This is a genomic window from Cupriavidus sp. WKF15 (genome assembly GCF_029278605.1).
GTDB lineage: Bacteria > Pseudomonadota > Gammaproteobacteria > Burkholderiales > Burkholderiaceae > Cupriavidus.
The window spans coordinates 3,297,656-3,309,822 of the sequence record NZ_CP119572.1; the positions used below are offsets into that span (position 1 = coordinate 3,297,656).

The following is a 12,167-nucleotide window of genomic DNA, read 5'->3' on the forward strand; positions in this document are numbered from 1 at the left end:
ATCCACAAGACGTAAACTAGACGGCTGCCCCGGGCGTTACCAGAGAATGCGCGCCACGAGGCGTGATGTCGCCGGCACCCAAGCCGTCAGCCAGGTCCCATCGACGGGCCGCCCCTTCCGCCGCCGGTCATCGCCATGCCGGCTGCGCCAGCCCACCAAGCGCCATGATGCAGCAACCCGCCAACGACAACCCGGCCACGCCAGCGCCCGGCTATGACAGCCAGCTGCTGACCGCCCCGCCCAACCGCTTCGACTTCGCGCTGCTGCCGATCCTGCTCGCGATCCTCGTCATGGTGGCGTTCGCGGCACAGCAGATGAACGTGCCATTCGTGCCCGGCGAGCCGATGACGGTGCATCTGGACATCGCCTACCTGCCCTACTACCTGATGCGCACCAGCATCCGCATGCTGGCGGCGCTGGCGGCGTCACTGGTGTTCTCGCTGGCGTTCGCGGCGCTGGCGTCCAAGAACCGCACGGCCGAAAAGGTGCTGGTGCCGGCGCTGGACATCCTGCAATCGATCCCGGTGCTGGGCTTCCTCTCGATCACCGTGACCGGCTTCATCGCGCTGTTCCCGGGCAACCTGATCGGCGTGGAATGCGCGGCGATCTTCGCCATCTTTACCTCGCAGGCCTGGAACATGGCCTTCAGCCTGTACCAGTCGTTCCGCACCATCCCGGGCGACCTGCTCGAGGCGGCAGCCATGTTCCGGCTGTCGCCGTGGCAGCGCTTCTGGCGGCTGGAAGTGCCGTTCGCCATGCCGGGGCTGCTGTGGAACATGATGATGTCGATGTCCGGCGGCTGGTTCTTCGTGGTCGCCTCGGAAGCCATCTCGGTGTCTGGCCAAGACATCCGGCTGCCGGGCATCGGCTCTTATATCGCGCTGGCCATCCAGCAGCAGGACCTGGCGGCGATCGGATGGGCCATCGTCTCCATGCTGGTCGGCATCCTGCTGTATGACCAGCTGCTGTTCCGCCCGCTGGTGGCGTGGGCCGACCGCTTCCGCTTCGAGACGCTGGCCCAGGACAAGGAGCCCGAGTCGTGGCTGCTCAACCTGCTGCGCCGCTCGGAGTGGGTGCGGGCCTTGCTGGCGCGCACGGCGGCGCTGGCCGAGCGCACGCTGGCGTGGGGCGCGCGGCCCCAGGGCCGCGCGTCGGCCGAACCCGATCCGCGCCGCGTGCAATGGCGCGAGCGCGCCGCCAACGCGGTCATCCTGCTGGTGGCGCTGGCCGCGCTGGGCCGCGTGATGTACTTCGTGCACAGCGAAGTCGGCTGGGCCGAAGTCGGCCATGTGCTGTGGCTGGGCATGCTGACCATGGTGCGCGTGATCGTGCTGATCGCGCTGGCGGCGGTGATCTGGGTGCCGATCGGCATCCGCATCGGCCTGAACCCGTCGGTGGCGCGCATTGCGCAGCCGGTGGCGCAGTTCCTGGCGGCCTTCCCCGCCAACCTGATGTTCCCGCTGGTGGTCATGCTGATCGTGCGCTTCGGCCTGAACCCGGAAATCTGGCTCAGCCCGCTGCTGATCTTCGGCACGCAGTGGTACATCCTGTTCAATTTGGTGGCCGGCGCGTCGGGCATCCCGACCGAACTCAGGCTGGCCGCGCGCAATTTCGGCCTGCGCGGCTGGCTGCTGTGGAAGCGCTTCCTGATCCCCGCGGTGTTCCCGAGCCTGCTGACCGGGCTGGTGACGGCCGCGGGGGGCTCGTGGAACGCCAGCATCGTGGCGGAATACGTCACCTGGGGCGACCGCACGCTGGTCGCCACGGGGCTGGGCAGCTATATCGCCGAAACCACCGCGCGCGGCGACTTCCCGCGCATCGCGCTGGGCATCGGCGTGATGGCGCTGTTCGTGGTCGGCTTCAACCGGCTGCTGTGGAACCGCCTGTATCAACTCGCGCAGGAGCGCACCCGCTTGTAAGGCAACGATGGCAGAAAACCTGAACCCCGCCGTCACGGCGCCCGTGATCGAACTGCGCGGCGTCTCCAAGATGTTCCGCACGGCCAGCCAGAGCGACCGCTCCGTGCTCGAAGGCGTCGACCTGACGCTGCGCGAAGGCGAAATCGTCGCCATGCTGGGCAAGTCCGGCTCGGGCAAGTCGACCCTGTTGCGCATCATGGCCGGGCTGGTCGGCGCCGACCGCGGCGAAGTGCAGTTCCGCGGCAGCCGCCTGAATGGCACGGCCGAGGGCATCGCCATGGTGTTCCAGTCGTTCGCGCTGTTCCCGTGGCTCACGGTGCAGCAGAACGTGGAGCTGGGGCTGGAAGCCCAGGGCGTGCCCAAGGCCGAGCGCGCGCGCCGCGCGGAAGCGGCGATCGACATGATCGGGCTGTCGGGCTTCAACGGCGCGCTGCCGCGCGAGCTGTCCGGCGGCATGCGCCAGCGCGTGGGCATCGCGCGCGCGCTCGTGACGCAGCCCGACCTGCTGCTGATGGACGAAGCGTTTTCCGCGCTCGACGTGCTCACCGGCGAGACGCTGCGCGACGAAATGCTGGACCTGTGGGAAAGCGGCCGCGCCAATATCCGCAGCATCCTGATCGTTTCGCACAATATCGAGGAAGCGGTGATGATGGCCGACCGGATCGTCATCCTGTCGAGCGATCCGGGGCGCATCCGCGCCGAAGTCCGCGTGCCGTTCCCGCGCCCGCGCAACCGCGACGCCGCCCAGGTGCGCGCGCTGATCGACGAGGTCTACATGCTGATGACTTCGCCGGCGGCGCCCGAGCCGCGCGTGCCGGCACTGGCGCCATCGCGCCAGATCGGCTACCGGCTGCCGGACGTGGACATCAGCCAGATGGACGCCATCCTCGACCTGCTGTCGGAGCCGCCGTTCCACGGCCGGGCCGACCTGCCGCACCTGGCCGACGAGGCCGGCCTGACCGACGACGACCTGCTGCCCGCCTGCGAAGCCTTGCAGCTGTTGCAGCTCGCGCATATCGAGCGCGGCGACATCACCACCACCGAGACGGGCCGCGAGTACTATGCGGCCGAGCCGAACGAGCGCAAGGCCATGTTCGGCCGGCAGTTGCTCGCGCATGTCGCGCTGGCCACGCATATCCGGCGCGAACTGGAAGCGTCGGAGGACGGCGAAGTCGGCGAGGAGCAGGTGCTGCGCGAACTGGAAGCCTTCCTCAAGCCCGAGGAAGCGGAGCGCGTGCTGTCCGTGGCGATCGACTGGGGGCGTCACGGCGAGGTATATGAGTACAGCTATAACAGCGGGATGCTGACGTTGCCGAAGGAGGAGCAGGACCAAGGGGAAGCTGGCGTAGAACGCTAACCTGACAACCTTCTGAAGCGTGACTCCCCTCTCCCATGCATGGGAGAGGGGAGGAACCGACGTCGTCGTCGGTCCTATTCCCTGCCCGTACCTCAGTCCCGCATCCGCATCGCCCGACCGATCGCACCGGTGCGCAGCGCGATCTTGGCCGCGTCCTCGCGCAGCGCGCGCAGGCGGCGTTCCAGCACGGCATTGGCGGGACGGCCCGTGGAACTGGCGGTCGGGCCGGCTTCGTGGGCGGACTCCCCTGCCGCCGCCGCGTGTGCAAGCTCGTCGGCCCGGCGCCGGTCGGCCGAGTCCGCGAGCCGCGCGCGCCGGTCATCGGCATGTTCGGGCGGCGGGCCTTCGAGCGGCGGCCTGCCGGCGCCGGCCACCTGCTCGCCGGCGCGGATGAAGCCCGCGCCCCGGCTGCCCGAGCGGTCGTCCGCGGCCAGCCGTTCGATCGCCAGTTGCAGGCTGCGGCTGGCGGCATCGGTCGCCTGCTCGATCGCCGTTTCCGCCGCGGGGATGTCGAGTTCGGTGTAGTGCTGCCGCACCTGGATGCGCGCGGCCGCCACGTGCGCCGCCACCAAGTAGTTCTGCACGATAAACCGGTTCAGGTTGTCCACCGCGCGGTGCCGGCTCCTGGGCTCGTCGAGCATGCGCTGGAACGAGCCGATCAGTGCCGACAGCGCATCCATGAACTGCTTGCGCTGCACGCGGTAGGCGAAGTCGTCCTTGGCCCGGCGCAGCAGCAGGTCGCGCGTGGCCGCGATATAGCGGCGGTTGGCCTGCAGCACGCCTTCCACCAGCTTCGGAATGGCGCGGTACTCCCAGCTCGGCAGCACGAAGCTGAAGAGCGAGGCGATGATGCCACCGATCACCGTATCCACCAGCCGCTCGCCCGCCGCGTTCTGGGTGTTCGGCATCAGCAGGTTGATCTGGATAAGCACCTGCACGCAGGCCGCGATCGCCGTATAGCGGTACTTGATGGTCACGAACGCCGCGCTTGCCACCAGCGCCAGGAACAGGAAACCGAGCAGGATCAGCGGTTCGTGGAATACCTTCAGGATGCCCACTGAGATGATGCAGCCGATCAGCGTGCCGATCACGCGGTCGTTGTAGCGCTGCTTGGTCATGCTGAAATTGGGCTTCAGGATGACGATGATGGTCAGCAGGATCCAGTAGCCGTGCGAGGCGTATGGCACGTGGTCCGCGACCCACAACCCGAGCGCGACCGCCATCGAGATCCGCAGCGCGAAGCGGAATGCGGGCGAGCGCCACTTGAGGTTGTCGCGCAGCACGCCGAGCTCGTACTTCTGGCGCGTGAGGAACGGCGTCATGTCGGCGCCCGGCAGCACCTTGGCCGGCTCCACGGGCGTGCGCGACGCCTCGTGCAGTTGCCCCACCAGCGTGATCGCGCCGCGGATCATGTCCAGCGTCTCGGCCAGCGCCGTCATCGCCGCTGGCGAGATGTGGTGGTGGCGCAGCTGCGCGATCCCGGCCTCCACGGCACGCAGGCCTTCCCGATAGTCCACGGCGGCATAGGACGGGCGCCCGCGCGTGACTTCGTAGGCAATCTCCTCGACGTCCTTGCACATCAGCAGCACAAGCTTGCGCAGCTGGTCCAGCACCGGCGTGCCGCCGAAGGTCTGGCGCAGCAGCGGATAGTCGGTGTTGGTGGACAGGATGTACTCGTACAGGTCGAGCATGCGCAGGTGCACCTGCACCAGCAGCCCGTCATGCGGCGTACGGTTGCCGCGCAGCACCAGGTCGCGCGCGGCCTGCTGGCGCTCCGCGACGATGATCTGCTGGCGCACCAGCTGGTTGAACTGGGCGTCGTAGTCGCTGCCGGCGTCGTAGAAGCCGGCCTTGACCTCGAGATAGCGGGCCATCTCGTACAGCGACTCGGCCAGGATCTGCTGCTTGGTGCGGCGCTCGGTGACCCAGCTCACGAGCATGGCGTACGCGAGGTAGGCCACCGCCCCGATGAGGAACAGCCCCGTGTGCTCGAGCGCGCGGCGCACCACGAAGTCCTCGTTGATGGTCAGCGTCATCACGAACAGCGTGGAGAACTGCAGCGGCAGCGTCTTGTTGCCGTACACCGTCATCATGCCGGCCATGAAGGTGACCAGCACCAGCACGAATGGCATCACGCGCGGGAACGGCGTGGCCAGCGCCACCGCCAGCGTGACGGCGCTGGTCAGCAGCACGCTGGCCAGCATCTCGTTGAACTTGTGGCTCACCGGGCTCGGCAAGTCCATCAGGCTGGTGCACAGCGCGCCCATCGACACCACCATCGCGGTGGGCAGGTCGGCGAACTGCAGGGCGATCAGCGTGGCGCCGATCACGCCCGTGGCCGAGCGCAGGCCACGGTAGACATAGTGCGAATAGACGAAGGTGCGGGGATCGTGCGCGTATTGCATGGACGCGTGGCTGGGTCAGGCTGCGGAGATACTGCGGGGCACGCGGATTTCAGTGGCCCAGCCAGCGCGTGCGCGCAGTGTGGCGCCCGCTTTCCAGGCTCAGCTTGTGCTGCGCCGAGGGTTCGCGTGCGAGCGTCAGCGGCAGCACGTGCAGCTCGTCGCGCCGGAACACGTGCAGCGTGACGGGATCCCCGGCACGGTAGCGCGCCAGCAGCTTGTCGAACTGGCCAGGTGCCACGCGCAGGCCGTCGACCGCGGCCAGCAGGTCGCCCGCGGACACGCCGCCAGCCTGCGCCGCGCCGCAGTCGAGCACCTGGGTCACCCGCACCCAGCCATCGTCGGTCTTGGTCTTGATGCCCAGCGCCGCGGCGCGGGTCGCCTTTTGCGCCTCGGACTTGACGCCGAAACGCCTGAACAGCGGCGCCAGCGGCAGTTCGCCGGTACCTTCGGTCAGCGAGCGCAGCAACGCACCGAGGCGCAGGCCCGTGACCTCGTCGAACAGTGCATGGACCTCGGCCTCCGTGACGCCACGCTGGACCGCATCCGGCGCATAGAAGTCGCGCCCGTAGCGCTGCCACAGCGCGCGCATCACGTCGTCGAGCGAGCGCCGCCCGCCGGTCTTGTCGCGGATGGTCAGGTCGAGCGTCAGCGCCACCAGCGAGCCCTTGGTGTAGTAGCTGACGATGGCATTGGGCGCGTTCTCGTCCTGGCGGTAGTACTTGGTCCAGGCATCGAACGAACTGTCCGCCACGCTCTGCTTGGTGCGGCCGTTGCCGCGCAGCACGCCGTTCCAGGTCTTGGCCAGCATCTCGACGTATTGGGTGTCGGTCACGCAGCCCGAGCGCACCAGCACGAGGTCGTCGTAGTAGCTGGTGAAGCCCTCGAACAGCCACAGCAGCGGCGTGTAGGATTCCTCCCGCAGCCGGTACGGCACGAACGCGGCGGGCTTGATGCGCTTGACGTTCCAGGTGTGGAAATACTCGTGGCTGCACAGGCCCAGGTAGGTGCGGTAGCCCTCGCTGGACTCGCTGTCGCCGCGCACCGGCAGGTCCGAGCGCGCGCACATCAGCGCGGTGCTGGCGCGGTGTTCCAGGCCGCCGTAGCCATCCGTGGTCACCATCGTCATGAAGACATAGCGGCGATTGCTGTCCAGGAATGGCGCGCGTGCGGTGCGCGGCTCGAACAGGCGGATCTGGGTTTCGCAGATGCGCTTGAGGTCGCGGCAGACACGCTCGATGTCAAGCTGCGGCACGCGGCCTGTGAACACCACGTCATGCTGGGCCCCGCATGCGCGGAAGGTGGCCAGCAGGAAGTCGCCCATTTCGACCGGGTGATCGACCAGCTCGTCATAGTCGGCGACCTGGTAGCGGCCGAAGCCATAGCGTTTGGCGCCCTCGCGGCCCGATGCCTCGCGCATCGCGGTGGCCACGCGCCAGTTGCGGTACGCGTCGCCGGCGGGCGCGTGGATATCCACGGTGCAGGGCTGGTCCTCCTGCCCGTCCACGCACAGGAACACCGAACTGCCGTTGAAGAAACCGTGGGTCGTGTCGAGATGCGCGGCGCGCACCGACAGGTCCCAGGCATAGACTTCATAGCTCAGCGTGAGCGCACCGGCCGATGCGTCGACCGGCGCAGCCTGCCAGCTGTGCTTGTCGAGCTTGGTCAGCGCCACCGGCTTGCCGCCCGCGTCGGCGCGGATGCGCACGATATGGCGGGCGAATTCGCGGATCATGTAGCTGCCCGGAATCCAGGCCGGCAGGAAGAAGCGCTGGCCGGCAGGATCGGGCGAGGTCACCGTGACGGTGACGGCGAAGAGATGCGCTTCGGGCTGAAGCGGGGCAATGGCATAGCGGATCGGCGTCATGGGCATGATTGTATCGTTCGTCATTCGGCGCGATCTGCCGAGGTTGGCCGAGGCTGGCCGAGGCCGTCGGGCGCGATCAGCTGCGGTTGACGTTGACCACGGTGCGCCCGCGCAGCTTGCCTTCCACGATGCTGCGGCCAGCCTCGATGGCCTCGCCCAGTCCGATCTCGCGCGTGATCGCGTTGAGGCGGTCCGGCTCCAGGTCCGTCGCCAGCCGCGCCCAGGCCTGCTCGCGCAAGGCCATCGCGGCCATCACGCTGTCGATACCGGCCAGCGTCACGCCGCGCAGGATGAACGGGGCCACGGACGCCGGGAAATCCATGCCCTGCGCGAGTCCGCATGCCGTGACCACGCCGCCGTAACGCACCTGCGCGCAGGCGTTGACCAGCGTGTGCGAGCCGACCGCGTCGACCACCGCCGCCCAGCGTTCCTTCTGCAGTGGCTTGCCCGGCGCGGACAGCTCCGCGCGATCGATGACCTCCGCCGCACCGAGCGCCTTGAGGAAATCCGCTTCGTTGCTTTTGCCAGTGGAAGCCACCACGCGATAGCCGAGCTTGGCGAGGATCGCGATCGCCACCGTGCCCACGCCACCGGAGGCGCCCGTGACCAGTACCTCGCCATCGCCCGGACGCACCGGACCATTGACGCCGCCGCGCTCCAGCCCCAGCACCGACAGCATCGCCGTGTAGCCGGCCGTGCCGATCGCCATGGCCTGGCGCGTGGTGAAGGCATCGGGCAGGCGCACCAGCCAGTCGCCCTTCAGGCGCGCACGCTGTGCCAGGCAGCCCCAGTGCGTCTCGCCGACGCCATAGCCGTTCAGGATGACCTTGTCGCCGGCCTTCCAGCGCGGATGGGACGACTCCAGCACCGTGCCGGCGCCGTCGATGCCGGCCACCATCGGCCACTTGCGCACCACCGGCACGCGCCCGGTGATGGCCAGCCCGTCCTTGAAGTTGATGGTGGAATAGTCGACCGCGACCAGCACGTCGCCGTCGGCCGGAAGTTGGCCCTCGTCCAGCGTGGCGATGTTGGCCTGGGTGGCGCCATCCGCCTGGGTCAGCAGCAATGCCTGGAACGTCATGGAAGTCTCCTGTGCCGCCCTGCGGGCGGTCTGTCTGGAAGGGATGGTCCGGAATGCAAAGCGGCCGGACTGGGTCCGGCCGCCTGCTCGGGCCGGGACGCCGGCCGCGCCTTACTTCTTGATGCTCGCGAGCTTGCGTTCGAGCGTGCCGGCATCGGCCGCGCCCGGGATGCGCGTGCCGTCCATGAAGAACACGGCCGGCGTGCCCGTGATATTCATGCTCTGGCCGAGCGCGAGGTTGTCGTCGACCGGGGTCTTGCAGTTGCCGTTACCGGTCAGGGCCACCTTGTTCAGCATCCAGTCGCGCCAGGCCTTGGTGCGGTCGGCCGAGCACCAGACCTGCTTCGCCTTGGTCTCCGAATCCGGCGAGAGCACCGGATACAGGAAGGTGTAGACCGTGATGTTGTCCATCTGCTGGAAGGTCTGCTCGATGCGCTTGCAGTACCCGCAGTTAGGGTCCGAGAACACGGCGACCTGGCGGCTGCCGTCCCCCTTGGTCCACTTGATGGCGCGCGCCAGCGGCAGGTCGGACCACTTGATGCGGTTGATGTCCGCCAGGCGCTCTTCGGTCAGGTTGGTGCCGGTCTTGGTATCGATCAGCTCGCCATTGATCACGTAGCGGCCGGTGGCGTCGGTGTAGACCACCTGCCCGCCGACGTTGACTTCGAAGAGCCCCGGCACCGGGCTCTTGGTCACGCTCTTCACTTCCGCGCGGCCGCCCAGCATCTTCTGAAGGGATTCCTTGATGCGGTCGGCGCCCGGTTCGCCGGCCGCCATGGCGTGCAGGGCAAAGCCTGCGGCCGCCAGGCCGCCTGCAATGGCGGTGGTCCAGGCGGGGTGGCGGCGCATGAGTTGGAACATATCGACTCCAGGTATTCAGTCAGGGTCCGGGCCCCGGCGTCAGCCGAGCGCCCGTTCAATCAGGAAGCGCTTGAGCAGCGACTGCCGGCCCACCATGCGGATGCCGGTATTGCGCACCACGCGCGCCATGCTGCCGGGCAGCGAGAACAGCCGGTGCAGGCCATCGGTCGCAGCGGTCAGCGACAGCAGGTCGGTGGCGCGGGCCCGTTCGTAGCGGCGCAGCAGGCGCAGGTCGCCCTCGCCGCGGAAAGGTTCTTTGGCGGCCATGACCTTGCCAAGTTCCGCAACATCGCGCAAACCGAGGTTCATGCCCTGCCCGGCCAGCGGATGCACCACGTGCGCGGCATCGCCCACCAGCGCCAGGTGCGGCTGCACGAACTGTTCCGCGCGCTGCAGCACCAGCGGGAAGCCCTGCGCAGGCGTGATGCAATGCAGCGCGCCGAACTGGCTGCCGACTGCGCCCGCGGCGGCCTGCATCACCGTGGCGGCGAGCGCCTCCGGCGACAGCGCCAGCAACTCGTGCGCGTGGGCCTCGTCGGCCGACCAGACCATCGACATGCGCGAACCGGGCAACGGCAGCATGGCCAGGATCTCGCCATTGGCCGCCTCTTCGTCCGCCATGAGCTTTTCCGGCGCGCCCAGGAACCATTGCCAGGCCGTGTCGTGATGCGGCCGTTCGCATTCAAAGTTGGCCACCACCCCAAGCTGGCGATAGCGGCGCGTGGTCACGCCGATATGGCACTGCTGGCGCACCCAGGAACGCGCGCCATCGGCGCCGACCACGCAGGCCGCGCGAATCTTCGCGCCGCCGGATAGCGTGAGCGTGGCGCCGTCGGCATCGCGCTCGAAGCCGGAGGCGGTGTCGTCATGCCACTGGACCTGGTGCTGGAAACCGAGTGCGGTGTCGAGGGCGCGCTCCACGAGCCCGGATTCGACGATCCACGCAAGCTGCGGCACCGCCGCCGCATAGGCCGAGAAATGCAGGTCGCCATCGAGGCTCGGGGACGTTTCGGCGGCGCTCACGTCGCCGGACACGCGCATGTCCCGCACCGGCTGGATACGGGCGGGATCGAGCGCTTCCCAGACGCGCATGCGCGCCAGCAACGCCTGCGAACTCGCGGAAAACGCGTAGATGCGGCTGTCCCAGTCATCGGGACCGGCTGGCGGACGCCCGCGCGCCGGACGCGGCGCGACCAGGGCCACGCTCATGCCCTGCTGCGCCAGCAGCAAGGCGCAGGACTTGCCCACGATGCCGCCGCCGACGACGGCAATCTGGAAAGCGGAGGAATTACGCACGGACGCATGGGATCGGGTCATGGCTGGATTATAGCCACGTCACTCCCGGCCCCTTGGATCACAAGGCACGGCAGGGCAAGGCCCGGGGGGCCCATCCGCTAGAATATGGGTTTTGCAATTTCCCGCCTGTCACCATGAGCCTCCAATGCGGCATCGTCGGCCTGCCCAACGTCGGCAAGTCCACGCTGTTCAACGCCCTGACCAAGGCCGGCATCGCCGCCGAAAACTATCCGTTTTGCACCATCGAGCCCAATGTAGGCGTGGTGGAAGTGCCGGATCCGAGGCTTGCGAAGCTGGCCGAGATCGTCAAGCCCGAGCGCATCCTGCCCGCCGTGGTCGAATTCGTCGACATTGCCGGTCTCGTAGCGGGCGCCTCCAAGGGTGAAGGCCTGGGCAACCAGTTCCTTGCCAACATCCGCGAAACCGACGCCATCACGCACGTCGTACGCTGCTTTGAAGACGAGAATGTGATCCACGTGGCCGGCAAGGTCGATCCGCTGTCGGACATCGAGGTCATCAACACCGAGCTGGCGCTGGCCGACCTGGCCACTGTCGAGAAGGCCCTGGCGCGCTATGTGAAGCCCGCCCGCGCTGGCGACAAGGAAGCCCAGCGTCTGGTCGCGGTGCTGGAAAAGGCACAGACCGTGCTCGACCAGGCCAAGGCCGTGCGCACGCTCGACCTGGCCCCGGAAGAGTGGGATGCCCTGCGCCCGTTCTGCCTGATCACCGCCAAGCCCACCATGTATGTGGCCAACGTGCGTGAGGACGGCTTCGAGAACAACCCGCACCTGGATGCCGTGCGTGAGTACGCCAAGACCACTGATTCGCCGGTCGTAGCCGTCTGCGCCGCCATCGAGGCCGAGATCGCCGACCTGGACGATGCCGACAAGGCCGAATTCCTGGCCGACCTGGGCATGGAAGAGCCTGGCCTGGACCGCGTGATCCGCGCCGGCTACAAGCTGCTGGGCCTGCAGACCTACTTCACCGCCGGTGTGAAGGAAGTCCGCGCCTGGACCATCCACGTGGGCGATACCGCCCCGAAGGCCGCCGGCGTGATCCACACCGACTTCGAACGCGGCTTCATTCGCGCGCAAACCATCGCCTATGAGGACTTCATCGCCTTCAAGGGTGAAACCGGAGCGAAGGAAGCGGGCAAGATGCGGGCGGAAGGGAAGGAATATGTGGTGAAGGATGGGGATGTGATGAACTTCTTGTTCAACGTCTGACGCCAAAGCTTGGATGTCTAATGACATCTCGAATCCAACCTGAAAGCCCGGCAATTGCCGGGCTTTTTTTGGGTCTTCGCCGGATTGCGGGAATGGGGAATGGTTGGGTTTTTCGTGCTTGGCATGTGCCGCTGTTTCGCCGGCGTAGCCGGCGGGGC

The 12,167-nt window shown here is 67.8% G+C and carries 8 protein-coding genes; 3 read left to right on the forward strand and 5 right to left on the reverse strand.

Going from position 1 to position 12,167, the window contains the following annotated elements:
* Nucleotides 1-167 precede the first annotated feature (167 nt).
* Together CupriaWKF_RS15290 and CupriaWKF_RS15295 are read left to right on the forward strand one after the other, a co-directional pair.
* Nucleotides 168-1,919, forward strand: coding sequence for an ABC transporter permease subunit (locus tag CupriaWKF_RS15290; protein ID WP_276100824.1), 1,752 nt, complete (start codon nucleotides 168-170; stop codon nucleotides 1,917-1,919).
* Nucleotides 1,920-1,926: 7 nt separating this feature from the next.
* Nucleotides 1,927-3,276 (forward strand): AAA-associated domain-containing protein, encoded by a 1,350-nt coding sequence (locus CupriaWKF_RS15295; protein ID WP_276098681.1) that lies wholly within the window; start codon nucleotides 1,927-1,929, stop codon nucleotides 3,274-3,276.
* Nucleotides 3,277-3,368: 92 nt separating this feature from the next.
* Here the strand turns inward: CupriaWKF_RS15295 and CupriaWKF_RS15300 are convergent, their stop codons facing one another.
* From CupriaWKF_RS15300 to CupriaWKF_RS15320, 5 genes are all read right to left on the reverse strand, one after another.
* A complete protein-coding gene (locus CupriaWKF_RS15300) occupies nucleotides 3,369-5,681 on the reverse strand; it encodes an FUSC family protein (protein WP_276098682.1) in 2,313 nt (770 codons plus the stop codon).
* Between the two features lie 49 nt (nucleotides 5,682-5,730).
* Nucleotides 5,731-7,545: a M61 family metallopeptidase gene (locus tag CupriaWKF_RS15305; RefSeq protein WP_276100825.1), complete on the reverse strand. Its 1,815-nt coding sequence runs from the start codon at nucleotides 7,543-7,545 to the stop codon at nucleotides 5,731-5,733.
* A gap of 76 nt (nucleotides 7,546-7,621) precedes the next feature.
* Nucleotides 7,622-8,626, reverse strand: a complete 1,005-nt coding sequence (locus CupriaWKF_RS15310) for an MDR family oxidoreductase (protein ID WP_276098683.1) — start codon at nucleotides 8,624-8,626, stop codon at nucleotides 7,622-7,624.
* A gap of 111 nt (nucleotides 8,627-8,737) precedes the next feature.
* Entirely contained in the window at nucleotides 8,738-9,487 is a 750-nt protein-coding gene (locus CupriaWKF_RS15315; protein WP_276098684.1) for a DsbC family protein, read from the reverse strand.
* 39 nt (nucleotides 9,488-9,526) lie between these two features.
* On the reverse strand, nucleotides 9,527-10,804 hold the full coding sequence (locus tag CupriaWKF_RS15320; protein ID WP_276098685.1) for a UbiH/UbiF family hydroxylase: 1,278 nt from the start codon (nucleotides 10,802-10,804) through the stop codon (nucleotides 9,527-9,529).
* A 113-nt stretch (nucleotides 10,805-10,917) separates the two neighbouring features.
* Here CupriaWKF_RS15320 and ychF point away from each other — a divergent pair, with 113 nt between their 5' ends.
* Nucleotides 10,918-12,009, forward strand: coding sequence for a redox-regulated ATPase YchF (ychF, locus tag CupriaWKF_RS15325; RefSeq protein WP_276098686.1), 1,092 nt, complete (start codon nucleotides 10,918-10,920; stop codon nucleotides 12,007-12,009).
* The last annotated feature ends 158 nt before the right edge of the window (nucleotides 12,010-12,167 follow it).

What these genes read in the sequence shown, in the direction of transcription:
- CupriaWKF_RS15290 (WP_276100824.1), top strand. Translation starts at nt 168, where the DNA reads ATGCAGCAACCCGCCAACGACAACCCGGCCACGCCAGCGCCCGGCTAT.
- CupriaWKF_RS15295 (WP_276098681.1), top strand. Translation starts at nt 1,927, where the DNA reads ATGGCAGAAAACCTGAACCCCGCCGTCACGGCGCCCGTGATCGAACTG.
- CupriaWKF_RS15300 (WP_276098682.1), bottom strand. Translation starts at nt 5,681, where the DNA reads ATGCAATACGCGCACGATCCCCGCACCTTCGTCTATTCGCACTATGTC.
- CupriaWKF_RS15305 (WP_276100825.1), bottom strand. Translation starts at nt 7,545, where the DNA reads ATGACGCCGATCCGCTATGCCATTGCCCCGCTTCAGCCCGAAGCGCAT.
- CupriaWKF_RS15310 (WP_276098683.1), bottom strand. Translation starts at nt 8,626, where the DNA reads ATGACGTTCCAGGCATTGCTGCTGACCCAGGCGGATGGCGCCACCCAG.
- CupriaWKF_RS15315 (WP_276098684.1), bottom strand. Translation starts at nt 9,487, where the DNA reads ATGTTCCAACTCATGCGCCGCCACCCCGCCTGGACCACCGCCATTGCA.
- CupriaWKF_RS15320 (WP_276098685.1), bottom strand. Translation starts at nt 10,804, where the DNA reads ATGACCCGATCCCATGCGTCCGTGCGTAATTCCTCCGCTTTCCAGATT.
- ychF (WP_276098686.1), top strand. Translation starts at nt 10,918, where the DNA reads ATGAGCCTCCAATGCGGCATCGTCGGCCTGCCCAACGTCGGCAAGTCC.